Here is a 24395-nt window from a genome sequence, read left to right as displayed (position 1 = left end):
GCATCCAATTGGCATGCTCGATGACCATCTCTCCCCACCCCATACGGATGACGGCCTGGCCGGTACTGCCCTGCCTGGCGCGGGCGGCTTTGCCTATCCCCGCCCGCAGATGGTGCGCGAGAACTGGCAATCGCTGAACGGCGCCTGGCGTTTTACCTTCGACAATGAACGGCGCTACCGCCTGCCCGACGGCGGCATCGGCTGGACGCACGAGATCATCGTGCCGTTTCCGCCGGAATCGCAGGCCAGCGGCGTGGGCGACCGCGGTTTTCACCGCGTATGCTGGTATCAGCGCGACTTCCTGCTGCAGCCGGGCGGACCCTGCGTGCTGCTGCATTTCGGCGCCGTCGACTACCATGCCAAGGTCTGGCTGAACGGTCACGTGGTGGCCGAGCATGAGGGAGGCCACACGCCGTTTGTCGCCAACATCAGCCATGCCCTGCTGGCCGACGGGCCGCAGGTGCTGACGGTGCGCGTCGAGGACGATCCGCACGACCTGGCCAAGCCGCGCGGCAAGCAGGACTGGCAACTGCTGCCCCATTCCATCTGGTATCCGCGCACCACGGGCATCTGGCAAAGCGTGTGGATCGAGCGCGTGGCCACCACCTACATCGGCAAGCTGCGCTGGACGCCCGTGTTCGAGGGCTATGAAATCGGCTGCGACGTGTTCGCCATGGGCGAGCTGCACGACGATCTCATCGTGGGCGTGCGCATCTGGCATGGCGACAACCTGCTGGCCGACGACCAGTACAAGCTGATCGAAAACGAAGCGAGCCGCAAGATCGCCCTGTCCGATCCCGGCATCGACGATTCGCGCAACGAACTGCTGTGGAGCCCGGAGCGGCCCATCCTGCTCGATGCCGAAGTCACGCTGCGGCATGGCGACGCCTTGCTCGACACGGTCAGGTCGTACACGGCGCTGCGCTCGGTGGCGATCAACCGCGACCGCTTCATGCTCAATGGCCGGCCGTATCCGCTGCGCCTGGTGCTGGACCAGGGTTACTGGCCCGACACCCTGCTGGCGGCGCCTTCCGATGCGGCCTTGCGGCACGACGTGGAACTGGCCAAGGCCATGGGTTTCAACGGCGTGCGCAAGCACCAGAAGATCGAGGACCCGCGCTACCTGTATTGGGCCGACCGCCTGGGCTTGCTGGTGTGGGAAGAAATGCCGTCCACTTACCGTTTTTCCGGCAAGGCCATCACGCGCATGGTGCGCGAATGGACGGACGTGATCGAACGCGACTACAGCCACCCGTGCATTCTCGTCTGGGTGCCGTTCAACGAATCGTGGGGCGTGCCCAACCTGACGGCCATCCAGGCCCACCGCAACGCCGTCGAGGCGCTGTACCACCTGACGCGCACGCTCGATCCCACGCGGCCCGTGATCGGCAACGACGGCTGGGAAGCGTCGGCCACCGACATCCTCGGCATCCACGACTACGACTGCGATCCGGAACGCCTGCAGGCGCGCTATGCGATCAGCGATTCGGCCCGCACCACCTTGTTCGACCAGCGCCGCCCGGGCGGGCGCATCCTCACGCTCGACGGTTTTCCGCACCGGGGCCAGCCCATCGTCCTCACGGAATTTGGCGGCATCGCCTTTGACCGGGAGCAGGGGGAAACCGATACCTGGGGCTATGCGCGCGTGGGGAACGAGGCGGCCTTCCTCGACCTGTACCGGCGCCTGATGACGGTCGTCAATACGGCGCAAATGTTCAGCGGCTTTTGCTACACGCAGTTCGCCGACACGTTCCAGGAAACCAATGGCCTGCTGACGGCGGACCGAACGCCGAAGGCCGCGCTGGAACTGCTCAGCGCGGCCACCCGCAATATCCGGCTCAATTGAACGCAAGCCGGGCCTGACAAGTTTCATCTGGTCCCTACATTAACAGGAGCAGGCATGGCCGATACCGATGGCGCGGCAGCGCCGTTTTTGACTTACTGGCAGGCGGGCTACGAGGGCGCCGACCACGTCACGCACGGCGGCCAGGCGCTGGACATGAACCGCGCCACGGGCCACCTGGACAGGGTGCGCGAAGACTACCTGCTGCTGCGCCAGTTCGGCATCCGCAGCGTGCGCGAAAGCATAGGCTGGCGCCTGGCCGAACGCGATGGCCGTTTCGATTTTTCCTGTATCGAGGAGCGCGCCGCCGTGGCGCGGGAACTGGGGCTGCAGGTCAACTGGACCTTCTGCCACTACGGCTGGCCGCCCGACGTCGACCTGTTCTCGCCGGACTTCGTGCCGCGCTTTGCCCGCTACTGCAGGGCGGCGGCGCAGTTTCTCGCGCCCTATGCGGGCAGCAAGCCCGTGTATTCGCCCGTCAACGAAATCTCGTTTACCAGCTGGGGTTTGTCGGTGCACATGTTCCAGTGCCTGAACATGCAGCGGCCGGACGCGGGTCATGAAGGCAAGCGGCAGCTGGTGCGCGCCACCGTGGCCGGCTGCGACGCCATCCGCGCCGTCAGCCCGCATGCGCGTTTCCTGCAATGCGATCCCCTGATCCACGTGATCGCGCCGCCGGGACGGCCGGACTGGGTCGACCAGGCGGCCGCCTGGCGCGCTTCGCAGTTCGAGGCCTGGGACATGCTGTGCGGCCGCCGGGCGCCGGAATTGGGCGGCGCGCCGCGCTACCTGGACTTGATCGGCCTGAACTATTACCACAGCAACCAGTGGGAAAGCGGCAGCAACCTGCGCCTGTGGTGGCACCTGGGCGAGCCGCGCCGCATGCCCCTGTACCAGCTATTGCTGGAAGTGGGGCGGCGCTATGGGCGGCCGCTGCTGCTGGCGGAAACGAGCCACGTGGGCAGCGGGCGCGGCGCCTGGATACGCGACGTGGCCGCCGAGGCGGCGCTGGCAGTCCAGCACGGCGCGGATCTGCGCGGCATCTGCATCTATCCCGTCATCGACCGCCCCGACTGGGACGATGCCAGCCACTGGCACCGCAGCGGCTTGTGGGATGTCAGCCTGGAAGAGGCGGGAGGGGAGCGGCTGCGGCGCATCCTCTCGCCGCCCTATGCGGCGGCGCTACGGCAGGCCCAGCGCCTGACCGCACACCTTTGTTCAACGTTTGCCCCGGCGGGGCAGAAAGGAACTGGCATGCGAACCATTATCGTCTTTTCACACCTGCGCTGGAATTTCGTGTATCAGCGGCCGCAACAGCTGCTGTCGCGGCTGGCGCAGTTCTACCGCGTGGTCTTCATCGAGGAACCGGTCTGGCACGACGGGCCGGGTACGCTGGAGCTGTCGACCCCGGCGCCGAACGTGACCGTGTGCCAGCCCCGCACGGCCGTGCGGGCGCCCGGTTTTCACGACGACCAGCTGGCCGTGCTGCAACCGCTGCTGGCCCAGATCACGCCCGCCGACGACCCCATCGTCTGGTTCTATACGCCGATGGCGCTGCCGCTGCTGCCGGCCCTGCACGCGGGCCTGGTGGTGTATGACTGCATGGATGAACTGGCCGCATTCAAAAATGCTCCGCGACAATTACTGCAGCGCGAAACGGCCCTGCTGGCGCGCGCCGAACTGGTGTTCGCGGGCGGCCCCAGCCTGTTCGAGGCGAAACGCACGCGCCATGCGAACGTCCATTGCTTCGCCAGCAGCGTCGATACCGTGCACTTCGAACAGGCGCTGGACCGCCACAACGGCCATCCCGCGCAAGCGGAGATCGGACGTCCCAGGCTGGGCTATTACGGCGTGATCGACGAGCGTTTCGAGCCTGCCCTGGTGGCGGCGCTGGCCGATGCCCATCCCGACTGGCAAATCGTGCTCGTCGGCCCCATCCTCAAGATCGACCCGGCCAGCCTGCCGCAGCGGCAAAATATCCATTACCTGGGCCAGCAGCCGTACCAGGCGCTGCCGCACTTCCTGGCCGGCTGGGACGTGTGCCTGCTGCCCTTCGCCCGGAACGAGGCGACCCGCTTCATCAGTCCTACCAAGGTGCTCGAATACATGGCGGCGCAGTTGCCCATCGTTAGCACCTCGATCACCGACGTGGCCGTGCCGTATGGCGGCATCGTGGCCATCGCCGACACGCCCGATGCCTTTGTTGCCGCCTGCGAGGCGGCGCTGGCCGCGACGCCGGAGCAGCGTGCTGCCATGGCCGCCGGCATGCGCGCCATCGTCGAGGCCACCTCCTGGGATGCCACGGTGGAACAGATGCGCCACTTGCTCGACACGACGCCGCCGGCGCAGGGGGCCCGCCAGGCGGCGCCCGCCGTCAACACGGCACAGGCTGCCGCACCGGGCGCCGGCGTCAACCTCCTGCATCCGCCCGGTGCGCCGCAAGCCGTGGCCTGCGCCATCATCGGTGCGGGCCCGACGGGCTTGAGCGCCGCCTATCACCTGGGCGCCGATACCTTGTTGCTGGACAAAAATGCTGCGGTGGGCGGCTGGTGCCGCTCCATCGTCGACCGCGGTTTTACTTTCGACCATGCGGGCCACATCATGTTTTCCAACGATGACTATGTGCTCGACATGTACCGCACCTTGCTGGGCACCAACCTGCACTGGCAAAACCGCGAAGCCTGGGTGTACAGCAAGCAGGTCTACACGCGCTATCCTTTCCAGGGCGCGCTGTACGGCTTGCCGCCGGCCGTCATCAAGGAATGCATCATGGGAGCCATCGAGGCGCGCTACGGCAAGGCGCCTGCCGTGTCGGGCCATGCGGCGGCGGTGGCCTGCGCCGTGGAAGACTGCTGCGCCGACGGCGGCACGGGGCTGGAACAGGCGCACGATGCAGTGGCGGCACCGCCCCAGGCGGGGCTCAATTTCGAGCAGTTCATCCATCAGGTATGGGGCAGCGGCATCGCCCGCCATTTCGCCATTCCCTACAACAAGAAATTATGGACTGTACCGCTGGCCGAGATGGAAACGTCGTGGCTGGGCGGGCGGGTACCGTTGCCGAACCTGGAAGACATCATCGAGGGCGCGCTCGAACCGGTGGCCAGGCCGATGGGCCCGAATGCCCGCTTCGGCTATCCCTTGCGCGGTGGTTTCCAGGCATTGATGTCGGGCTTCCTGCCGCATCTGCAAGGCCAGCTGGAGCTCAACGCCGAGGTGGTGCAGATCCTGCCGCGCCAGCATGTAATCGTGCTGGCCGACGGCCGCCGCTTCCGCTACCAGCACTTGCTGAGCACCATGCCCTTGCCGGAACTGGTGCGCCTGAGCGGCGAGCAGGCGCCGCAGCAGGTACGAGCGGCGGCGCACGCCTTGCGGCATATTTCCGTGCGCTGCGTCAACCTGGGCGTGGCACGTGAAAACATCAGCGAGAAACACTGGATTTACTACCCGGAAGAGACGATATTCCACCGCATTTTCCTGCAAGGTAACGCCAGCCCCCACTGCAATGCGCCGGGCGGCTTTGGCCTGACGTGCGAGATCAGTTATTCGCCCTGGAAACCGTTGCCGCTGGATGGGCAAGCCCTGATCGACCGTTGCATGGCCGATTGCATCGCCGTGGGCTTGCTGCGCGACGACGACCGGCTGCTGGCTGCCAACCAGGTGGACATGCCCTACGCCTATGTCGTGTACGACCACGCGCGGGCCGCCAATGTGGCGCTGGTGAAGGCCTGGCTGGCCACGCAGGATATCGTGCTGGCGGGACGCTACAGCGAATGGGAATACTACAATTCCGACCATGCCTTCCTGGCCGGGAAAAAAGCGGCGGAACAGATCGCCGGGCTGGCGGCCAGCCGGCGCAAGGTGAGCATGGTGGAATAGGCGCTTGCGCCGGGGGAGCCTGGAACGGCGCTCCCGGCGCAGGATGGATAGGCAAACAGGGAAAAGGCGCAAACAGGGAAAGGCGCAAACAGGGAAAAGGCGCAAATGGGGAAAGGCAGGGAAAGGCGTAGACAAGAAAAGGCAATACACAACAGGCAACAGGCAACAGGCAACAGGCAACAGGCAACAGGCAACAGGCAACAGGCAACAGGCAACAGGCAAGGCGGATGAAATACCGGCCTTGCCTGTGTCAGCACGCTGGCGGCGCGGTGTCGCGCTGGCGTTCAGCGTCCGGAACGCCAGCCCCGGACGCTATCGCGCATGGCGACGCGGTATGCCTAGTAGCGCTGCAGCAAGCCGTTGACCACCTTGACGTGATCGCCGATCTGGTAGCTGGGCTGGGAGTTTTGCATGAGGGTTTGTGTGCTGCCGTCGTCCAGGCGCAGGGTGACCCGGTACTGCGTATTGCCCGAGGTGCTGCCCGCTGTGCCGGAACTGCCGGATTGCATGTCACCGCTGCGCTGATCCATTCCGCGCGGCACTGGCTCGATCGACTGTACCGTGGCAGAGGCGATGCTGACACCCGTCTGGCTGCCGTCCATGTTCATGGCGTTATTGGCCGTGGAGGTGCGCGTGTCGGCGCTGCCGGTGCCGGCATTGCTCATCGTGCTGCTGGTGCTGGTCCCGGTCCCGGTTCCGGTCGAAGTGCTGCCCGTCCCGGCCGTATTGCTGTAGCTTTCACCGCTGCGGCCATTCGTACTGCTCATGCCGGTGTTGTTCGGATTCGAATTGCAGGCGGCCAGCGTACACAGCAGGCCGGCCAGCGCCATGGTTTTTTTTGCTCTCATCTTGTTCTCCTCTTGGTCTGACAAAGTGGTAACCCGGTTTTCAGGGTGTGGCGGAGGTCAGCGTCAATGGCGCATGCCAGGCATGGCCGTAACTACTGCTAGTAAGAGAGCAGGGAAGGAAAGATGTTCGATCCTTGTTATTTCACATTGAGATACATCAAGCGCTTCAATTGTCGAGCTTGGTATAAAAGACATTCTTGTACGAATGTGCACAGCGTCAGCGCTGTCCCGCTGTCCTTCCCGCTGCTTATCTCAGGAGAATAAATGGCTTCCGATTCCACTAGCGTCAAGCTGATCAATGAGTTGGTGATTGCGGTGTATGGTGCGCCGGGCACGGCGAACGATATGCGCGCCCGCCATGCGCTGACCCAGGCCCTGCATGCCTTGACGAGGTTGTCACGGTCCGAGCAGTTGATGGAAATGCGGCGCGATGCGGCGCGCGCGGCGGGAGCGCACAGCCGGCGCGAGATGCACGCGGCCTTGCGCCGCATCGCCGGCCGGGCCGCGGCCGGGCAAGGCCAGTTGCCCCTGGCGCTGAGCGCCGGCGACGGCGCGGCGCCCTGATCAGCCGCGCGCCTTCTTCAGCGCGGCGGCGGCCATGCCGGGCCAGAGGAAGTACAGCGGCAGCACCACGGCCGTGGCGGCCGTGATATCGACCACCCAGTCGCTGACGGCGCCATGGCGGTAAGGCAGGAAACTCTGGATAAATTCGTCCAGCGCGCCCATGGCTGCCACCATCAGCACCGACAGCAGCGCCCGGCGGGCCATGCCGCCGGCCGTGCCGCTGAACAGGATCAGGGCCAGCACGCCATAGCCGAACGAGTGCAGCACGCCGCCCGATGCATATTGGCCCACGTCCGCGCGCACGCCGGGGATGTCGCCGATCAAAATCACCAGCACATACAACAGCAGGGCTGTGCGGTAGCGCAGGCGTTCGTAGCGGTCGGCAAAACAAAGTTCGGACAAGGCTGCAGGCATGATGCGTCAGGATGGGTGGAAAGGCAGTCACAATATCATGGGCGTGGCGGGGCACCGTGTTTTTGCGCAAGAGCTTGCCGGACAGGAAAAAAAAAGGCCCGCGGGGGCGCGGGCCAAAAACCCAAATGAAAGGGTCAAGAGTTGAGAGTTGCTCGGTACTTACCCTGTCGCGCGCCTTGCCGGCGCCCGCCACGGTCATGAAAGGGGAGTGGTGTGCCATGGCGGCACACCTGTCTGTAGTCAGGCATATCGGTTGCCTGTACAGCAGATGAAGCAAGTATAGGGGGCGAAAATGACGGGCTGATGACACGCCGCAACATTTTTTTGCGGCAGACAGAATGAACGGGTAGATTGTGAGAAATGGCAAGAATGGCCATGTTGCAGCAGCAATAGCAAAAAAAAAGCCCGCTGGTGAAAGCGGGCTTAAAACTATTTTCTTGGAGGAGAATAGTGGAGACAGGTGCATTATGCTGCGTCGCACGATATGTGTCTAATGATCTTTTTAGATATGCATTATTCTTTTTTGATATAACTCGCCTGTTTCACTCTTTCACGGCCACCGTGTAGTTGAGCGCCATGCGTCCGCCATCGACATAGATGGTCTGGCCCGTCATGTAGGTGGCGTCGTCGCTGGCCAGGAAGGCGGCGATGCCGGCCACTTCTTCCGGCTCGCCGCAGCGGCCCAGCGGCGTGCGCGACAAAATCGTGTGGCGCGCTTGCGGGCTCGACAGCACCGCCTGCTTGGCCAGTTCCGTCAGGATGGTGCCTGGCCCGATGCCGTTCACGCGCACGCCGTGCGGCGCCAGGTTCAGGGCCATGACCTTGGTCAGCTGGTTGATGGCGCCTTTCGACACCACATACGGCACCTGGTTCGGGATCGCCAGCTCCGCATTCACGCTGGACATATTGATGATGCAGCCGCTGTTGCGCTTGACCATCTCGCGCGCCACGGCCTGGCCGCACAGGAACATCGATTTCAGGTTGATGCGCATGACGCGGTCGAAATCGTCTTCGCACACGTCGAGGAAGTCGGCCGCGTGCGTGACGCCCGCATTGTTGACGAGGATATCGATGTGGCCGAACTGCGCCAAGGTTTCCTTCAGCATGGCATCGACGTCCGCTTTCTGGCTGACGTCGGCGCAAAAGAAGCGCGCCTGCGGGCCGAGGGCGGCGGCCGCCTGCGCGCCTTCTTCCTTGATGTCGACCAGCATCACTTGCGCCCCTTCGGCGATCAGGCGGGTGGCGCAAGCCAGGCCGATGCCTTGCGTGGCGCCCGTGACGATGGCGGTTTTATTGACTAATTTCATGTGTGCTCCTCGGCGGGGTATGGGGGCCGCGCTGCCAGGAACACCAGCCCGCGCGGCAATGGGCAGATTTTAATCCCTGGGCAGGAATCAGAGGAGGATGGGTTCGTTCGGCAACTGGTTGCCGCGCGTCCCATTGGCGGGGAAGTGGCTTTGCAGCAAGGTATTCAGCTGCTGCAAGGCATCGAGCGTGCTGTCGTGGTAATTGCCATCCTTGAACCCTTTGGTCATGGTGCGGCACACGGCTTGCCACTGCTCCGGCGTCACGCGCCGGCCCACGTTGCGGTCGGCCACGATATCGACCTGGTGTTCGGCCAGGTTGATATAGATCAGCACGCCAACGTTGTCTTCCGTATCCCACACGCCATATTGGGCGAACAGTTCGCGCGCCCGTTCGCGGTTGCTCACGCCGTGATAGGCCATGCCCGGCGTCAGGGCCGCTTCGACGATCAGGCGCACTTCCGCCCGGTGCATCGTTTCACCGTCGGCAATCGCCGTTTCGATGGCTTTCAGGGTGCGCTCAGGAAAGGCCTGGCGCGCCGTCGCCGGCGTGCCCCGCAAATGTTTCAGGGCCCGTCCGCAGCGTTGTCCGAATGTCAGTTGTTTCGTCATTACCAATCTCCCGAGGCGCCGCCGCCGTCAAAACCGCCGCCGCCGCCACCGAAACCACCGCCGCCACCGCCACCGCCAAAACCACCGCCACCGCCGCCGAAGCCGCCACCGCGGTTGTTCAGCGCCTGGCTCAAGATGCTGCCCAGCACGACGCCCGTGGCGCCGCTGGACCAGTTGCTGCCGCGCTGCAGCCGGTTCGGCCCGCCGCGCGAGCGGAACACGGTCACGAGCACAAGAAAGCCGAAGAACAGCAGCGGCAGCCAGAAGGTCAGGCCGCCCGCTTCCACGGTCGCCGGGGCCTGTTTTTGCGCCGGTGCGGGAAATTGCTCCTGGTTCAGCAAGGTAGCGATGGCGCCAATGCCGGCCACCAGGCCGCCGTAATAGTCGTTTTGCTTGAAATGGGGGGCGATCACGTCTTGCAGGATGCGTTTCGATTGCGCATCGGTCAGCACGCCCTGCACGCCACGGCCCGCCTCGATGCGCAGGCGGCGCAAGGACGATGGGTTGTCCTTCGCCACCATCAGCAGCACGCCGTCATCGACGCCCTTGCGGCCCAGCTTCCAGGCATCCGTCACGCGGATGCTGTATTGCTCGATGGCTTCCGGTTCCGTGCTCTTGACCAGCAGCACGGCGATCTGGCTGCCCGTCTTGGCTTCGTAGTCGGCCAGCACGCCTTCCAGCGCCGCTTTCTGCTTGCCATCGAGCATGCCGGCGTTGTCCGTCACGCGCGCCGCCAGCGGCGGCACAGGCTGCAAGCCCTGCGCGCTGGCGGGCAAGGCTGTCCACAGCAGCAGCGCCGTCGCCAGCGCCGCCAGATAAGACCAGGCTTTCATCTTATTTACCGAAGTTGACGGTCGGCGCGGTCGAAATGGCTTTTTCGTTTTCCACCGTGAACGAAGGCTTGACCTTGTAGCCGAAGATCATCGCCGTCAGGTTGTTCGGGAAGCTGCGCGCATGCACGTTGTAATCTTGCACGGCGGCGATGTAACGCTGGCGCGCCACGGTGATGCGGTTTTCCGTGCCTTCCAGCTGCGACTGCAAGTCGCGGAAGCTGGTGTCGGCCTTCAAATCCGGGTATTTCTCGGACACCACCATCAGGCGCGACAGGGCCGACGACAGCTGTCCCTGCACCTGCTGGAATTTCTCGAACGCGGCCGGGTCGTTCAGCACTTCGGGCGTGATCTGGAAACTGGTGGCGGCGGCGCGCGCCTTGGTCACCGCTTCCAGGGTTTCGCGCTCGTGCGTGGCATAGCCCTTGACGGTGTTGACCAGGTTGGGGATCAGGTCGGCGCGGCGCTGGTACTGGTTGACCACTTCGCCCCAGGCGGCCTTGGTGGCTTCGTCCTTGCTCTGGAAGTCGTTGTAGCCGCAGCCCGTCAGGATGCCGGCCAGGACGGTGACGCTCAGGGCCAGGCGCAGCCATTTGGTGAATTGATTGGTGATTTGCATGATGGGTTCCGTGCAGAGTAAAGGAGGTGGGGCAAATATACCTGAAACGGCCCGCCATGTCGGTTTAATAAGCGCCGGCCGCCGCCTCAGCCTGCCTTCCCTGGCTTGCGCCGCGTTACAATACGGGGTTTGCAACTGAATATAGAGAAGGTGTGCCGTGAATTTCATCAATAAATTATCCGCCGCGTGGACGGCCAATAATTCCCTGCTGTGCGTGGGTCTGGACCCCGACCTGGCGAAACTGCCGGCCGAGCTGCGCGACTTGCCCGATGGAATCACCACCTTTTGCACGCGCATCATCGATGCCACGGCCGACCTGGCCTGCGCCTTCAAGCCGCAGATCGCCTATTTTGCCGCACTGGGCGCGGAAAAGCAGCTGGAAGACATCTGCCGCTACGTGCGCGAAAATTACCCGCACATCCCGCTGATCCTCGACGCGAAACGGGGCGACATCGGCGCCACGGCCACGCAATACGCGCGCGAAGCGTTCGAGCGCTACGGCGCCGACGCCGTCACCGTGAACCCCTACATGGGCGAGGACTCGCTCGATCCCTACCTGGCGTGGAAAGACCGCGGCGTGATCATCCTGTGCCGCACCTCGAACCCGGGCGGCTCGGACCTGCAATTCCTCGACACGGACGGCGAACCGCTGTACCAGCGCGTGGCGCGCCTGGTGGCCGAAAAATGGAACAAGAATGGCCAGTGCGCGCTCGTCGTCGGCGCCACCTTCCCTGAAGAACTGGCGCAAGTGCGCGCCATCGTGGGCGACATGCCGCTGCTGGTACCCGGCATCGGTGCCCAGGGCGGCGACATCGCCGCCACCGTCGGCGCTGGCCAGACGGCGAACGGCATGGGCATGATGATCAGCTCCTCGCGCGCCATCATCTACGCCACGCCGCAGGACGGCGAAGACTGGGCCGACGCGGCGCGCCGCGTGGCGATCGAAACGCGCGATGCGATCAATCAACACCGCGCAGCGTAGGTCGGATTAGCGGCGACGCCGCGTAATCCGACACCACCTCGCTCGGGCCAACTATGTTGTCGGATTACGCTCTACGAGCTAATCCGACCTACGGCTAATCCGCCCTACCCGGCCTGGTTCTTCAGTCGCGCATGGGCGCCACCATCTCCGCGTAATCGTACAGCTCGCCCAGAATCTCTTCCCCCCGCTCATCGACGGACTCCGACAGCACGTCGATCTCCGTAAACAGCATCTCGATGGTACGGGCGCCGCCGTCGCCGTCGAATAATCGGGCGGCGCGGTGCTGTTCCCAGCGCAGGCTTTCCGCCTCGCTCAGGGTTTGCGGGAAATTGCGGGCACGGTAGCGGAACAGCAATTCCTGCAGGCGCTCGTCGGCAAACGAGGGGCGGGCCGTGGCCAGCTTGGCCGGCGTTTCGCGGCGCAAGGATTCGAGCAGGCGGCGGTCGTCGTTGCTGACGAAACCGTTGTACAAATCCTCATCCACGTCCAGCGCGGCAGCCGCACCCGGACGCTGGAACACTTCGGCCCAGATGGCGTCCATGTTCGGCGCCGCGGCGGCCAGCTGGGCGTTGATCTTCGCCGCATCGACGTCGATGCCCCATTGCGCGGCCATGGCCGGCGACAAGGTCTTTAAATTGCCGACCAGCATGGGCGACTTGTTCAGGTGCACGCTTTTCACGGGCAGGCGCGTCATCCCTTCGGGCATCGCTTCCTTGCGCGTGAACAAACGCGTGCGGATGGTGTCGGCGTCCAGTTCGAACAGTTCGCGCGGGTCGTAGGCGCAATCCCAGACGAGGATCTCGTTCTTGTTGCTCGGGTGCGTGGCCAGCGGCCAGACGACGCCCAGGCAGCCCCGTTCGGCGGGGAACATGCCCGACACGTGCAGGAAGGGCTGGCGCTCGCCGGCGGCCAGGTGCATGCCCATTTCGCTGGCGACCCTGTCCTTCTTGTGCAGGGCCAGGCAGAACTCGAACAGTTTCGGCTGCTTTTCGCGGATCAATCGCGCCAGGGCGATGGTGGCGCGCACGTCGGACAGCGCATCATGCGCCGCTTCGTGGGCCAGGCCATTGGCCTTGCTCAAGTGTTCCAGTTTGAAACTGGTCTGGCCATCGTCGCGCTTCGGCCATTGAATACCTTCCGGGCGCAGCGCGTGCGTCATGCGCACCACGTCGAGGATGTCCCAGCGGCCGCAATGGTTCTTCCATTCGCGCGCATACGGGTCGATCAGGTTGCGCCAGAACAGGAAGCGCGTGACTTCATCGTCGAAACGGATGGTGTTGTAGCCCACGCCGATCGTGCCCGGTTCCGAAAAGGCCGCTTCGATGGTGGCGGCGAACTGGTGTTCGGGCACGCCCAGCTGCAGACATTGCTGCGGCGTGATGCCCGTGATCAGGCACGATTGCGGATCGGGCAGGAAATCATTTGCAGGCTGGCAATACAACATGATCGGTTCGCCGATCTCGTTGAGTTCGGCATCCGTGCGGATCGCGGCGAACTGGGCCGGGCGGTCGCGGCGCGGCTGGGCGCCAAAGGTTTCGTAGTCGTGCCAAAGAAAGGTCTGGTTAGTCATTGATGGTCGTAACTTAATGTTGCTGAATGGGTTATCCGGGCCGCTAAAAACAAGCCGCCGCTTCAGTTTTCTGAAAACCTGCCGATACTACACGAGAGGATGGTCATCATCGCGTTTCCCGCATGGTGGCATACATTGTCCGTTCAAGGAGGTCTATCGTGTCAATTCCCATCGCCGCAGGCGGCAATTCCACCCCTTCCGTGACTTCCGTCAGTCCGGGCGTTGCCGGCAAGGACGATAAAGTCCAGCAAAAGGACGGCGTCAACGCTGAAATGAGCGTGAATGACCGCAGCAAGCTGCAATTGAACGCGTCCATCATGCAGGCGTCGTTGAACGTGTCCATCGGTTCCGAGAACGAACCGCTGGCGCTGCTGTACAAGACGGCCATCACCAACATCAATGAAGCGCTGAAAGGCCAGTACGGCGACGATGCGATCCAGAACGCGGCGGCGTCGCAGGACAACAGCGCCGAAGCGACGGCGAGCCGCATCGTCTCGCTGTCGACGGGGTTTTTTGACGCGTTCAAGAAACAGAATCCCGGCATGGACGACGATACGGCCCTGACCAAGTTCATGGATACCATCAGCGGCGGCATGGAAAAAGGCTTCAAGGAAGCGCGCGACATCCTGGGCGGCTTGAAAGTGCTGAACGGCGATATCGCCGGCAATATCGACAAGACGTATGAGCTGGTGCAGAAGGGCTATGCGGATTTCATCGCCGCGCACAGCAGCAAGAAGGATGATGCGGCCAAGCCGGATGTTGTCAAGCCGGCCGACAGCAAGGCTGCCTGAGCTACAGCATGACCCGGTTGCGGCCGCCGGCCTTCGCGCGATACAAAGCCGCGTCGGCCGCCGCGATCAGCGCTTCGTCGTCCTGTTCGGCCGCCAGGCTGGCCACGCCGAAGGAACCCGTGATGTGCGGCAGCGCGCTGCGCATATCGGCGAAGATGACGGCTTGCTGCATGCGTTCGCACAAGCGTTCGGCGACCCGCAAGGCCACGTTTTCGCTGGTATCGGGCAAGATCACCATCATTTCCTCGCCACCATAGCGCACGGCAAAATCCGTGGGCCGCAGGGCCGCGCCCAGCACTTGCGCGGCAATGCGCAGCGCCTGGTCGCCCGCCTGGTGGCCGTGCGTGTCGTTGAAACGCTTGAAATGGTCGAGGTCTATCATCACCAGCGACATCGGCGAGCCGCTGGCGTGGGCCGTGACTATCATGGTCGGCAATAAATCGGTGAGCCAGGCGCGGTTGTACAAGCCCGTCAGGCTGTCGACCATCGACATCTGGCGGTAGAACTCGCCCAGCTTCTGCCGGCGGCGCAGCAGGGCGTTGGCGGCGCGGATGCGGAAAGACAGCAGCCGCAGCAGGTTGCGTGCCAGGCCGTTCGATTGTTCGATCAATTCCCAGACGACGGCCGCGTCGATCACCAGCAAGTCGGTTTCTTCCAGGGCGGAAATGGCGGCCAGGTTGCTCGCTTCATCGAGCACCGATTGTTCGCCCACGCTTTCGCCGGGCAAGACCTTGCTGACGGTGCCGTCATCCATGCCCGTGTGGATGTCGGCGGCCACGGCCAGCGAACCGCGCAGGACGATATACAGGCTGGTGCCCTGTGTGTCGGCAATGGCTTCGCCCGCTTCGAGGCGCATGACGGGGCAGGGCGCCAGCATGGCGGCCGTCTGGCTATCCGCCCCATCGCGAAATAGCTGTAAATCGCCGATGTTGCAGCCTGAAGCGCCGAAGTTGCCGATCTGTTCCACAATCACACTTTCAAAAAGCCGGCGCGCGCGAGCAGGGGGCCGGTAGCTTCATGATAGCGTAAAGCGGCCTTGGCTGTAACGGCAAAGGCTTGCTTGGTGTCACTTTCTGTGGGAAATACGACAATTATTTCATTGCCGTGTTAATAAGTTGAAATGCTTGCTGTTCTACTATGGATGTTGTCGCGCAGGAAGGTGGCTCCAGATGTGCAAAGGCAGCCTTGAACGGCTGCCTCAGTCTCTGGAAATCCTGCAGGAGGGGAGTTACTCGGCGGTTTCTTCCGCTTCGGCCGTATCGATCACGGCATTCTTGCCGGTGGCGTGGCGCTTGCTGTCTTGCAGGCGGCCCAGGGCGCTATCGATGGCGCGTTTCAGTTTGTCGGTGGCGCCGGCAACGGATTGATGCACGGTGGCGTTCTGTTCGGTCACGGCAATCGGTTGATAGCCAGCAACGCGTGCTTCCATGACGCAGCGGATATCGTCGGCGCCGCCTTTCGGGCCATTCGTGTCGCTGATATGGACTTCGATGCGGGTCAGGTTGTCGCGGAAGCGGCTCAGTGCGCTTTCAAGTACGGATTGCACATGTTCGTTCAGTCCAGCGGTGTTGGCGATGGTGCTGTCGGTATGAATATTGATTTGCATATGCTTACTCCTGTCAATTCAAAAAAAACCCATCTCAGGCGTGCTGCGGCCTGGTTGCTGCCTCATGCACATGACGTCTGTGCATGGAACTTATCTTACTCCTCTTTCCAGTATTTCAAGAGGGTGCGCACGATTAAGATGAGCTTAACCCTACACCCAGGTCAAGTTTCCTCACGGAATTTTTTCAAGCCGGCGCCAGCTTTATCCATTGATGAGGCCGGCCGCGATATTGATCGACAGCCCCAGCACGACCAGGTTGAAGAAAAAGCTCAGCACGGATTGCCCCAGCACGATCTGCCGCATTAGCCGCGTCTGTACTGAAACGTCCGACGTTTGCACGGCCACGGCGATGGTGAAGGCGAAATACAGAAAATCCCAGTAATCGGGGTTTTGCTCGTCGTCGGGAAACTTCAGGGGGCGTACTGCGGGGTCGGCCTGGTAATACAGGTGGGCATAGTGGAAGCAGAACAGGGTGCCGACGAGGAACCAGGAACCGACCAGTGTCAGGATCGTCAAGCCGTAATGCAGCGCGCGCTCGTCGGGCGCCATGTCTTTCATCGAAGACAGTTGCGAGACGATGGCCACCAGGCTCATCACGGATGCGACGGACAGGGCCGACAGCACCGTGGTGGCCCGCTCATCCTGGCGCGCCGCCATCACCTTGACCTTGTGATGGTTGGCGCGCATCATCATCCAGGCCATCGTCGCCAGGTAGAACCAGACGGCGACATTCCACGCCGTCAGCAAACGCGTCATCTGTTGCCAGGAAGAGGGCAACAGTAGGCCGACCGCCACGCCGATGGCCGTGGCCATGCTCAGGTGGGGGCGGCTGCGGATGAAGCCGTGCAATGGAAGCGTGATTTTCATGGTGCAAGTTCGTCAGTGGCAATAGCGCATCTTAGTCTTTAGTTTGCGGTCGCGTTGGGCGTCCTGGCGGCCGCTTCCTTTTCGTGGTGGGGGAAGCGGTCCATGCGCGACAGCACGGGGAACAGCACGGCCCACACGCCCGTCACGGCCAGGGTGGCGGCGCCCCCGAAGAGCACGGCGCGCACCAGGCCGAACCAGCCGGCCGTCAAGCCCGATTCGAATTCGCCCAGCTCGTTCGAGGCGCCGATGAAGACGGCGTTGACGGCGCTGACACGGCCGCGAATCTCGTCCGGCGTCTCGAACTGCACCAGCAGGTGGCGAATGTAGACGCTGACCATGTCGCCGGCGCCCATCAGGAACAGCGCCGCCAGGGCCAGCGGGAAATAGCTGGTGCTGCCCAGCACCAGGGTGCCCAGGCCGAAGACGGCCACACCGCCGAACATCCAGGCGCCCACCCGGCGCGTGATGGGAAAGAGGGCCAGTGCGATCGAGCACAGGGCGGCGCCGGCGCCCGGCGCCGTGCGCAGCAGGCCCAGTCCGCTGGGGCCGATATGCAGCACGTCGTGCGCGAGCGCCGGCAGCAGGGCCGTGGCGCCGCCGAACAGCACGGCGAACAGGTCGAGCGAAATGGCGCCCAGCACGATGGGTTTCGACCAGACGAAGCGCAAGCCTTCGAGCAAGGTATGCCAGCTGACGGGCTCGCGCTTGACCACTTGCGGCGCCGGCGTGGTGGCGCGCATCAGCAGCACGGACAGCACCAGCAAGGCCGACGAGATCAAATACACGACCTTGGGGCCGAAGTAATACAGCAGGCCGCCCAAGGTCGGTCCCAGGATGATGGCCACGTGCGAGCTCGACGAACTGAGTGCGAGGGCGCGGCTGAAGTGTTGCGTGGGCACCATGTTGACCAGCACGGCTTGCGTGGCCGGCATCATGAAGGCGCGCGCGCTGCCGAACAGCACCAGCACGGCGAACACGGGCCAGACGATGGAAATATTGCTTAACGTAAACGCCAGCAGGGCCAGCGCGCAGGCGAGCTGCGCCGTCAGGCACCAGGCGATGATGTTGCGGCGGTTGTAGCGGTCGGCCACGTGGCCGGCCGGCAAAATCAAGACGAGGAAGGGGGCGAACTGCGCCAGGCCGATCAGGCCCAGGTCGAACAGGCTGCCCGTGATCTGGTACACCTGCCAGCCGATGGCCACGCTTTGCATCTGGACGGCGACCGTGCCCAGCACGCGGGCGGACAGGTAACAGGCGAAATTGCGGTGACGCAGGATACTGAAGCCGTTGCCGGCGGAAGCGAGAGACATGACATTTCCAGGAAACAGCGGGATGGGGCGGGTGACGGCAGCGGATGCCGCGCCAGCAGCACCCCGCTGTCTGGATGCTTATTTGGCCAGGTCGGCTTCCGTCGTGAAAGCGTCGGCGTAGAACTCGTCGGCTGGCAGCCGGCACAATTGCACGAAATCGCGGTTGGCCGATTCGACGACGATGGGCGCGCCGCAGGCATACACCTGATACGCGGACATGTCGGGCAAGTCGGCGATGACGGCCTGGTGCACGAAGCCCGTGCGGCCGCGCCATTCGTCTTCCGGCAAGGCTTCCGACACGACGGGCACATAGGTGAACTGCGGCAAGTCGGCGGCCCACTGGCGGCACAGCGCATCCATGTACAGGTCGTGCGGACGGCGGCCGCCCCAGTACAGGGTGATTGGGCGCGGGGATTGCTCGTTGATCATGTGCTCGACGATGGCTTTCAGCGGGGCAAAGCCCGTGCCCGAGGCCAGCAGCACGACGGGTTTGTCGGAATCTTCGCGCAGGAAGAAGGTGCCCATCGGGCCTTCAAAGCGCAGGATGTCGCGCTCTTTCATCGTGCCGAACACCTGGTCGGTGAACAGGCCACCCGGCATGTGGCGGATGTGCAGGCTCACGGGGCCGCCTTCGACGGGCGCGCTGGCCATGCTGTAGCTGCGGCGCTTGTTGTCGCGCAGCATGATTTCGATATACTGTCCGGCGCGGTAGTTGAGGCGCTCGCTGGCTGGCAACTGCAGGGTCAGCACGACGACGTCGGGGGCGACCTTCTCGATGGTGGTCACGCGCGACGGCATTTTCTTGATCGGGTAGTCGCTGCTGCCCGCCACTTCGCGCGCCTGCACCACCAAATCGCCTTGGGGCACGGCGCAGCACAGCAGCGAATAGCCGGTCGCCGCTTCTTCTTCCGTCAGGGAGCGGGTCTGGTATGGCTTATGCTGTACATTGCCTGACACGATCTTGCCCTTGCATGAGCTGCAGGCGCCGCTCTTGCAGCTGTACGGCAGGCCGACGCCGGCGCGTATCGCCGCCGACAGGACGGTTTCGTCCGTTTCACAGCTGAACTGGTGGCCGCTGGGCTGAACAGTAATTTGAAAAGTCATACAATCCTTGAGATGAAAAATATGTTAAAGCACTCTTTGCGCAAGCCCTCAGGCTTGCCGCGCCTGCTGATCCTCGGTTGCGGCGATGTCGGCATGCGGCTGCTGCCCCTGCTGCGCGCGCGCTTTCGCGTCTTTGCCGTCACCAGCCAGCCGGCCCGCTGCGCGCAGCTGCGCGCGGCCGGCGCCGTGCCCATCGTGGCCAATCTCGACGACCGCGCCAGCTTGAAACGGCTGGCGGGACTGGCGACGATGATCGTGCACCTGGCGCCGCCCCTGTCGTCGGGCTTGCTGGACCGGCGCACGCGCAATCTGGCCGCCATTTTACCCGAGCATGCCCGCATGGTGTATGTGAGTACCAGCGGCGTGTATGGCGATTGCGGCGGCGCCTGGGTCGATGAAACGCGGCCTGTGGTGCCCGCCAATGCGCGCGCGAAGCGGCGCGTCGACGCCGAACAGGTCTTGCGTGGCTGGGGCGCGCGCCGTGGCGCCACGGTGGCCATCCTGCGCGTGCCGGGCATCTATGCGGAAGACCGCCTGCCTTTGAAACGCTTGCGCGAAGGCACGCCGGCCCTGGCCGCGGATGACGACGTGTACACCAACCATATCCATGCCGATGACCTGGCGCGCATCATCGAACGGGCCTTGTGGCGCGGCAAGTCGGGACGCGTGTATCACGCCAGCGATGACAGCGAACTCAAAATGGCCGAGTATTTCGATGCCGTGGCCGATACGTTTGGGCTGCCGCGCCCGCCGCGCCTGCCCCGTGCCGAGCTGCGGCAAGTGGTCACGCCGATGCTGCTGTCGTTCATGTCCGAATCGCGCCGCCTGCACAATACGCGCATCAAGCGCGAGCTGGGCGTGCGCCTGCGCTACGCGCGCGTGACCGATGCCTTGCAGGCGCTGGCAGCCGGCGCGGGCCGCATCGGGTAAAATGGCCGGTTATCTGCGCACTTTGCTGGGCCGGCGCGCAGCGCGCCGTTCCCGCGTTGCGCCACTCACTTAAGGAAGACAGCATGAGCACCCTCACTTACGAAGCATACCTGGACGAGGTCACCACCGTCCTGACGGAATTGTACGACCTCGATGACGATGCCGCCATCAAGCTGGTCGTGGCGGCGCAGGACGCCGAATTTTTTGTCCCGCACGATGCGCATGAGGAAATGCGTACCGTGGAGCAAGCCAAGAAAGATGCGGTCGCCCTGTTCGAGCGCAAGCAGAACCGTCAGCAAACGCAGGAAAAACAACAACAGCGCGTGCGTCAGCAAAAGAAATAAAAATGGCGTGCTGTGCCTCTGGCCGTCAGGTCGCGGGGCAGCACGGGCTGCGGCGCAACGCCGGGACCGTGCCATTTGATGCAGCGCAAACGTGTCATGGCGCGCTGGCGATATGGTGAGCAATGTCGTCACGCGTCCGGGCTCTTGTGGCGGGCTCGGCATCTACAATTAGCGCGACGCTGTTTCCCGTCAGCAGGAGCGAGCCATGCGAGCTACGAATCACCCCAGCAAGGAGCAGGTCCGCGCGTATATGCGCCGGCGCGAACGTGCGCTACAACCGCCGCCGCCGCCCGATGAAATTCGCCGGCAACTGGCCTGGTGCCGCATCGACGATTTTTCATGCAACTGCCTTTTGGTCACCCCGGCCGGCGTGGCCGCGCAAGGCTGGCATTTATCGACGGAAATCGCTCGCCTGGGCGCCCTCATGGCGATTGCCTGGCTCATGCGCAGCGGCGTTCCTCATTGTAAAAATTGATGACTTGCAGCAAATTTTTCCGATTTGGGTTATCCTCTAGCACATTCCAAGTGCGTCAATTCTCTTCAATTATCACAATTTTGCTTTAAGTTACGCAAAAATCAACAATAGCGTGTATTATATTGTTTGTGGCGTAAAAGCCGCATAAGTGATGGCGCTTTTTAGTGTGTTTACCCTGAATTATAGCGAAAGAGGCATTCGGCTTCTTTTTGCTCTAATACAACAAGTACGGATTTTTGATCATGTCTCTCAAACAAATTACTTCTTTGCCTACCTACAACCCGAATCGCGTCCTCGATGCGATCATCGACAAGCTGCAACTGAAAAACGATGCCGCCTTGTCGCGAGCTCTGGAAGTGGCGCCACCTGTTATCAGCAAGATTCGTCACAACACCTTGCCGATCGGCGCCACGATCCTCATCCGCATGCATGAAATCAGCGATTTCAGCATTCGTGAACTGCGCGAGTTGATGGCTGCCTAAGAGCGCCTGACAGACGGCAAACTGAGAGGTGCCGTCTGGGTAAGTCAGGCTTGCCGCGTGCGGCAGCCACATCTGTTTTCCGCCGTTCTATTGCGGGTCGCGGTTCAGTACCGGACGATCGACATAGAAGCGCCCCAGTTCCAGGCCAGTCGAAGACGATTTGACCACCGCTGCGGTCAGAGAGGCCGGCGCGCTGGAAAACGCGGTGCTGGCAGCGCCCGTCGCGCGGCCCGAATACGCCGTCGCCTGCACGGCCGCACTGGAAAACGCCGTCTGCACGGCCCGGCCCGAGTAAGCGGTGGCCTGTACCGCGGCACTGGAAAATGCTGTTTGTACCGCGCGTCCCGAATACGCTGCCTGTACCGCACGTCCCGAATACGCCGCCTGTACGGCGCGCCCCGAATACGCCGTTTCTGCGCGGATATAATCTTCCCCGAACGTCTGCTCATACAACTGCTTCATGCGCTCGCCCACGCGATGGTGCGCCGCTTCGTCGTCTTCGCCGCGCAAGCCGATGTACGGAAAGTGATGGAGGAAGTAACCGAACACCTGCTCGCAGTCCGCCGCATATTTCAGGGTGTCGAGGATGTGGTAGTGCCAGAAAGTATCGACATCCATCAGTGGCGCCGTTTCTTCCTCCGGAAACTGTTTCATCAGGATCAGGAAGCGGCGGTATTCAAATTCCACGGCATTTGCCTTTTCCAGGCTCCATCCTTCGCCTGACTCCCGGTGCATCAGCTTGACCTTGATCGCGTCCAAATTCAAATCGGCAATTGCTTTGAAACTGTCGTTCGTATCCATGAATGTCCTTTTGTAAAGAGCGTTGTGGGAAATACGGTGAAACAAGGGAAGGCGGCGGGTGTGTACTCCTGGCAAGTAGTCGAGGAATGCCTGCCCATGGCGGGCGGGCGCTGAGTTGTTCAACATCAATATTGCATCTAATTACGAAATATGCAAGCTGGGCTTGCTTCATGCGGGCGGGCGCCGATCAGCTGCTGGCCCGGCTTTCTTCCTGGTAGGGAAACGCGGTAGCGTCCGCGCCCAGCGGCACGCTCACGTGTACGCTCATGCCGGCGCCGGGGCTGCTTTCGATGTAGAAAGTGCCGCCCAGCAACTTGATGCGTTCCTCGATGCCCACCAGGCCAAACGAGCCCAGCTTGTTGCGCCCGTCGATGGCCGCGCCCACGCCGTTGTCGCTGATGCTCATCGATACCGTATCGCGGCACTTCTCCAGCTTGACCTGCACGCGGCTGGCATTCGCATGCTGGGAAATATTGCTGAGCGACTCTTGCAGGATACGGAACAGGGCCGTCGCGCACTGGTCGCTGAGGCAAATGTCGCCATGGCTTTCATGCACTTCGCAGGCGATGCCCGTGCGCTGGCGAAATTGCGCCACCTGCCATTCGACGGCCGCATTCACGCCCAGGTCCAGCACGGTAGGGCGCAAGTCGTTGATGATCTGCCGCACGCTCTTGATGGTGGCGTCGATCTGCTCCAGGGTCGAGCGGGCGCGCGCATTCAGGCGCGGGTGGCGGCGCTGCGTGCGCGAGGCCAGCATGTCGGCGTCGATGCGCAGCACCAGCAGGTTTTGTCCCAGGTCGTCGTGGATTTCGCGCGCGATGCGCTTGCGCTCTTCTTCCTTGATCTGGTCGGCGTGGGCCGCCAGCCGGCGCAGTTTCTGGTGCGACAGCTGCAGGCGGATCTGGCTGGCGCGCAATTCCTCCGTCATGCCCGTCGCCATCTGGATGGCGCGCCGGCGCGACGACGCCAGCGTGTGGAACAGCATGTACAGCAGCATGGCGCTGGCAAAGCCGATCAGCAGGGCCAGCCATGGCAAAAAGACATCGAAGCGCGTATACAGGTCGCTCTTGCGCACGCTGAACAGCGCTTGCCAGACGCGGCCATTGTGTTCGATCAGCATCGTGCTGCTCAGGTAGCGGCCCGAACTGCCGGGCAGCCACCACGGCGCATGCATGCCCGCCGTCGTGCTGTCGAAGATGGGGCGCATGTCGTGCGGCAAGTTCAGTGCTTCGCGCGCCTGGGGGCCGATATCGAACAGGGTCAGGCGCACGTTACGCACCGGCATGTCGGCCAGCGCGCTGCGCATCATTGTCACCAGGTCGTAGCCGATGCCGACGGAACCCTGGTAAGCGGCGCGCCGCTGCTCCACCGTATCGACCGGCATGCCGTAGCGGTACACGGGCAGGCGCATGGCCATGCCCGTCAATTGGGGCCGGCCTTCCATCGGCACGGGCACGCCGGAATTGCTGATCTGCCCGGAATCGCGCGACTGCTCCAGCATTTCCGCGATCAGGGGGCGCGCGGCGATGTCCTGGCCATACTTTTCCGGGGCGCTGGCAATCGGCTCGATGTACACCAGCACGGAATAACGGGCGCGCGGGGCGGGTGGATGGATGGCAAATGCCGGATAGCCGTCGCGCCCGGGCGGATAGTCGCGCTGCATGGCCGCTTCGAAGGCGCCGCGCTGCGCGTCGTCGAGTTCCTGGCTGTAATTAAGATTCATCACGCCCGGGTAGTTCTGTTGCAGGGCAATGTTTGCCACGTAGCGGTGGAATTGCTCCCGGCTCACGTGTGCGTTGGCGTGGAACAGGCTGGCCGTACCGCGCAGCAGGTTGGCATACGACTTGACGCGCGATTCGATGTTTTTCCGCGTATTGCGGGCCAGATTGTCGAACAGGTCGCTGGCGTCGTTTTCGATCGACAGCGAGGCAGCCATGTAGAACAGCAAGCCCACCACCATCGACATCACGAAGCCGAGCAGCCAGAGCGGTTTTTTTTCAGCAGATAAGGGGTGTTCGCTGGCAGTAGAAGACATCGCCATCCGCATCAGGAAGAGGAATCGGGGGCCGCCTGGGCGACAGTGTTATACAAGCGCTATTGAAATTGCAAATTGCTCAATAGCTGCCTAATATACAAAATTATCGTGAATGTAGTCAACAGGCAATATTCTGGGGTGATATATGTTCTTGAAACGAAAAAAAACCGCCGCAGCGGTTTTTTTGT

The 24395-nt window shown here is 63.0% G+C and carries 23 protein-coding genes; 9 read left to right on the top strand and 14 right to left on the bottom strand.

All coding sequences use genetic code 11. From position 1 onward, the window contains the following. Positions 1–109: 109 nt before the first annotated feature. Together AC1Q6X_RS08670 and AC1Q6X_RS08665 are read left to right on the top strand one after the other, a co-directional pair. Positions 110–1846, top strand: coding sequence for a glycoside hydrolase family 2 protein (locus tag AC1Q6X_RS08670; protein WP_070218197.1), 1737 nt, complete (start codon positions 110–112; stop codon positions 1844–1846). Between the two features lie 54 nt (positions 1847–1900). Beyond that, positions 1901–5719 (top strand): NAD(P)-binding protein, encoded by a 3819-nt coding sequence (locus AC1Q6X_RS08665; protein WP_492496423.1) that lies wholly within the window; start codon positions 1901–1903, stop codon positions 5717–5719. A gap of 338 nt (positions 5720–6057) precedes the next feature. On the opposite strand, the gene AC1Q6X_RS08660 is transcribed toward AC1Q6X_RS08665, so the two are convergent. After that, positions 6058–6567: a hypothetical protein gene (locus AC1Q6X_RS08660; protein ID WP_162995565.1), complete on the bottom strand. Its 510-nt coding sequence runs from the start codon at positions 6565–6567 to the stop codon at positions 6058–6060. Between the two features lie 264 nt (positions 6568–6831). On the opposite strand from AC1Q6X_RS08660, the gene AC1Q6X_RS08655 reads away from it, so the two are divergent. After that, complete coding sequence (locus tag AC1Q6X_RS08655) at positions 6832–7131, top strand: hypothetical protein (protein ID WP_070312035.1); 300 nt, start codon at positions 6832–6834, stop codon at positions 7129–7131. Here the strand turns inward: AC1Q6X_RS08655 and AC1Q6X_RS08650 are convergent, their stop codons facing one another. The 5 genes from AC1Q6X_RS08650 to AC1Q6X_RS08630 all read right to left on the bottom strand — a co-directional run bounded on the left by AC1Q6X_RS08650 (position 7132) and on the right by AC1Q6X_RS08630 (position 10910). Beyond that, on the bottom strand, positions 7132–7545 hold the full coding sequence (locus tag AC1Q6X_RS08650) for a VanZ family protein (RefSeq protein WP_070288585.1): 414 nt from the start codon (positions 7543–7545) through the stop codon (positions 7132–7134). 542 nt (positions 7546–8087) lie between these two features. Continuing rightward, positions 8088–8852 (bottom strand): SDR family NAD(P)-dependent oxidoreductase, encoded by a 765-nt coding sequence (locus AC1Q6X_RS08645; RefSeq protein ID WP_035825332.1) that lies wholly within the window; start codon positions 8850–8852, stop codon positions 8088–8090. Between the two features lie 87 nt (positions 8853–8939). After that, entirely contained in the window at positions 8940–9461 is a 522-nt protein-coding gene (locus AC1Q6X_RS08640) for a TPM domain-containing protein (RefSeq protein ID WP_230503632.1), read from the bottom strand. Then, the gene (locus AC1Q6X_RS08635; protein ID WP_492496419.1) at positions 9461–10294 is read right to left on the bottom strand and encodes a TPM domain-containing protein; all 834 of its coding nucleotides are present in this window, start codon (positions 10292–10294) and stop codon (positions 9461–9463) included. The genes AC1Q6X_RS08640 and AC1Q6X_RS08635 overlap by 1 nt, the downstream gene beginning before the upstream one ends. A 1-nt stretch (position 10295) precedes the next feature. Beyond that, positions 10296–10910, bottom strand: a complete 615-nt coding sequence (locus tag AC1Q6X_RS08630) for a LemA family protein (protein WP_070221362.1) — start codon at positions 10908–10910, stop codon at positions 10296–10298. Between the two features lie 157 nt (positions 10911–11067). On the opposite strand from AC1Q6X_RS08630, the gene pyrF reads away from it, so the two are divergent. Continuing rightward, positions 11068–11892 carry an orotidine-5'-phosphate decarboxylase gene (pyrF, locus tag AC1Q6X_RS08625; protein ID WP_492419085.1) on the top strand — a complete coding sequence of 275 codons (825 nt, stop codon included), beginning with the start codon at positions 11068–11070 and terminating at the stop codon, positions 11890–11892. Between the two features lie 121 nt (positions 11893–12013). Here pyrF and sbcB read toward each other — a convergent pair whose 3' ends face one another. Continuing rightward, positions 12014–13462, bottom strand: a complete 1449-nt coding sequence (gene sbcB, locus AC1Q6X_RS08620; protein WP_230503641.1) for an exodeoxyribonuclease I — start codon at positions 13460–13462, stop codon at positions 12014–12016. 158 nt (positions 13463–13620) lie between these two features. Between sbcB and AC1Q6X_RS08615 the strand changes: the two genes are divergently transcribed. After that, positions 13621–14253: a DUF5610 domain-containing protein gene (locus AC1Q6X_RS08615; RefSeq protein WP_492496416.1), complete on the top strand. Its 633-nt coding sequence runs from the start codon at positions 13621–13623 to the stop codon at positions 14251–14253. A 1-nt stretch (position 14254) separates the two neighbouring features. Here AC1Q6X_RS08615 and AC1Q6X_RS08610 read toward each other — a convergent pair whose 3' ends face one another. From AC1Q6X_RS08610 to AC1Q6X_RS08590, 5 genes are all read right to left on the bottom strand, one after another. Then, a complete protein-coding gene (locus tag AC1Q6X_RS08610) occupies positions 14255–15220 on the bottom strand; it encodes a GGDEF domain-containing protein (protein WP_492496414.1) in 966 nt (321 codons plus the stop codon). 261 nt (positions 15221–15481) lie between these two features. After that, positions 15482–15859, bottom strand: coding sequence for an HPF/RaiA family ribosome-associated protein (locus AC1Q6X_RS08605; RefSeq protein ID WP_070221366.1), 378 nt, complete (start codon positions 15857–15859; stop codon positions 15482–15484). Positions 15860–16060: 201 nt separating this feature from the next. Beyond that, positions 16061–16726, bottom strand: coding sequence for a DUF1345 domain-containing protein (locus AC1Q6X_RS08600; protein WP_070221367.1), 666 nt, complete (start codon positions 16724–16726; stop codon positions 16061–16063). A 38-nt stretch (positions 16727–16764) separates the two neighbouring features. Beyond that, a complete protein-coding gene (locus AC1Q6X_RS08595) occupies positions 16765–18036 on the bottom strand; it encodes an MFS transporter (protein WP_492496411.1) in 1272 nt (423 codons plus the stop codon). Positions 18037–18114: 78 nt separating this feature from the next. Next, entirely contained in the window at positions 18115–19140 is a 1026-nt protein-coding gene (locus AC1Q6X_RS08590) for a CDP-6-deoxy-delta-3,4-glucoseen reductase (RefSeq protein WP_492496409.1), read from the bottom strand. A gap of 12 nt (positions 19141–19152) precedes the next feature. Here AC1Q6X_RS08590 and AC1Q6X_RS08585 point away from each other — a divergent pair, with 12 nt between their 5' ends. From AC1Q6X_RS08585 to AC1Q6X_RS08570, 4 genes are all read left to right on the top strand, one after another. Then, positions 19153–20070: an SDR family oxidoreductase gene (locus tag AC1Q6X_RS08585; protein WP_492496407.1), complete on the top strand. Its 918-nt coding sequence runs from the start codon at positions 19153–19155 to the stop codon at positions 20068–20070. A gap of 83 nt (positions 20071–20153) precedes the next feature. Beyond that, a complete protein-coding gene (locus AC1Q6X_RS08580; RefSeq protein ID WP_070221371.1) occupies positions 20154–20414 on the top strand; it encodes a hypothetical protein in 261 nt (86 codons plus the stop codon). Between the two features lie 205 nt (positions 20415–20619). Then, entirely contained in the window at positions 20620–20889 is a 270-nt protein-coding gene (locus tag AC1Q6X_RS08575) for a hypothetical protein (RefSeq protein WP_492496405.1), read from the top strand. A 242-nt stretch (positions 20890–21131) separates the two neighbouring features. Next, on the top strand, positions 21132–21371 hold the full coding sequence (locus AC1Q6X_RS08570) for a hypothetical protein (RefSeq protein ID WP_029496207.1): 240 nt from the start codon (positions 21132–21134) through the stop codon (positions 21369–21371). A gap of 87 nt (positions 21372–21458) precedes the next feature. On the opposite strand, the gene AC1Q6X_RS08565 is transcribed toward AC1Q6X_RS08570, so the two are convergent. Further along, complete coding sequence (locus tag AC1Q6X_RS08565) at positions 21459–22298, bottom strand: glycine-rich domain-containing protein (protein WP_343216245.1); 840 nt, start codon at positions 22296–22298, stop codon at positions 21459–21461. A 61-nt stretch (positions 22299–22359) separates the two neighbouring features. Continuing rightward, a complete protein-coding gene (locus AC1Q6X_RS08560; RefSeq protein WP_492496402.1) occupies positions 22360–24207 on the bottom strand; it encodes a CHASE domain-containing protein in 1848 nt (615 codons plus the stop codon). Between the last annotated feature and the right edge of the window lie 188 nt (positions 24208–24395).

This window comes from Janthinobacterium sp. GW823-FHT06H09 (assembly GCF_058794735.1).
This window is presented reverse-complemented; position numbering and strand designations above follow the sequence as displayed.

Bases quoted from the DNA above. Each gene is read 5' to 3' on its own strand.
- AC1Q6X_RS08635 (WP_492496419.1), bottom strand. From the start codon at position 10,294: ATGAAAGCCTGGTCTTATCTGGCGGCGCTGGCGACGGCGCTGCTGCTG.
- AC1Q6X_RS08560 (WP_492496402.1), bottom strand. From the start codon at position 24,207: ATGTCTTCTACTGCCAGCGAACACCCCTTATCTGCTGAAAAAAAACCG.
- AC1Q6X_RS08605 (WP_070221366.1), bottom strand. From the start codon at position 15,859: ATGCAAATCAATATTCATACCGACAGCACCATCGCCAACACCGCTGGA.
- sbcB (WP_230503641.1), bottom strand. From the start codon at position 13,462: ATGACTAACCAGACCTTTCTTTGGCACGACTACGAAACCTTTGGCGCC.
- AC1Q6X_RS08655 (WP_070312035.1), top strand. From the start codon at position 6,832: ATGGCTTCCGATTCCACTAGCGTCAAGCTGATCAATGAGTTGGTGATT.
- AC1Q6X_RS08565 (WP_343216245.1), bottom strand. From the start codon at position 22,298: ATGTTGAACAACTCAGCGCCCGCCCGCCATGGGCAGGCATTCCTCGAC.
- AC1Q6X_RS08590 (WP_492496409.1), bottom strand. From the start codon at position 19,140: ATGACTTTTCAAATTACTGTTCAGCCCAGCGGCCACCAGTTCAGCTGT.
- AC1Q6X_RS08630 (WP_070221362.1), bottom strand. From the start codon at position 10,910: ATGCAAATCACCAATCAATTCACCAAATGGCTGCGCCTGGCCCTGAGC.
- AC1Q6X_RS08640 (WP_230503632.1), bottom strand. From the start codon at position 9,461: ATGACGAAACAACTGACATTCGGACAACGCTGCGGACGGGCCCTGAAA.
- AC1Q6X_RS08570 (WP_029496207.1), top strand. From the start codon at position 21,132: ATGTCTCTCAAACAAATTACTTCTTTGCCTACCTACAACCCGAATCGC.
- AC1Q6X_RS08575 (WP_492496405.1), top strand. From the start codon at position 20,620: ATGCGAGCTACGAATCACCCCAGCAAGGAGCAGGTCCGCGCGTATATG.
- AC1Q6X_RS08665 (WP_492496423.1), top strand. From the start codon at position 1,901: ATGGCCGATACCGATGGCGCGGCAGCGCCGTTTTTGACTTACTGGCAG.
- AC1Q6X_RS08580 (WP_070221371.1), top strand. From the start codon at position 20,154: ATGAGCACCCTCACTTACGAAGCATACCTGGACGAGGTCACCACCGTC.
- AC1Q6X_RS08660 (WP_162995565.1), bottom strand. From the start codon at position 6,567: ATGAGAGCAAAAAAAACCATGGCGCTGGCCGGCCTGCTGTGTACGCTG.
- AC1Q6X_RS08650 (WP_070288585.1), bottom strand. From the start codon at position 7,545: ATGCCTGCAGCCTTGTCCGAACTTTGTTTTGCCGACCGCTACGAACGC.
- AC1Q6X_RS08600 (WP_070221367.1), bottom strand. From the start codon at position 16,726: ATGAAAATCACGCTTCCATTGCACGGCTTCATCCGCAGCCGCCCCCAC.
- AC1Q6X_RS08645 (WP_035825332.1), bottom strand. From the start codon at position 8,852: ATGAAATTAGTCAATAAAACCGCCATCGTCACGGGCGCCACGCAAGGC.
- AC1Q6X_RS08670 (WP_070218197.1), top strand. From the start codon at position 110: ATGGTGCGCGAGAACTGGCAATCGCTGAACGGCGCCTGGCGTTTTACC.
- AC1Q6X_RS08595 (WP_492496411.1), bottom strand. From the start codon at position 18,036: ATGTCTCTCGCTTCCGCCGGCAACGGCTTCAGTATCCTGCGTCACCGC.
- AC1Q6X_RS08585 (WP_492496407.1), top strand. From the start codon at position 19,153: ATGAAAAATATGTTAAAGCACTCTTTGCGCAAGCCCTCAGGCTTGCCG.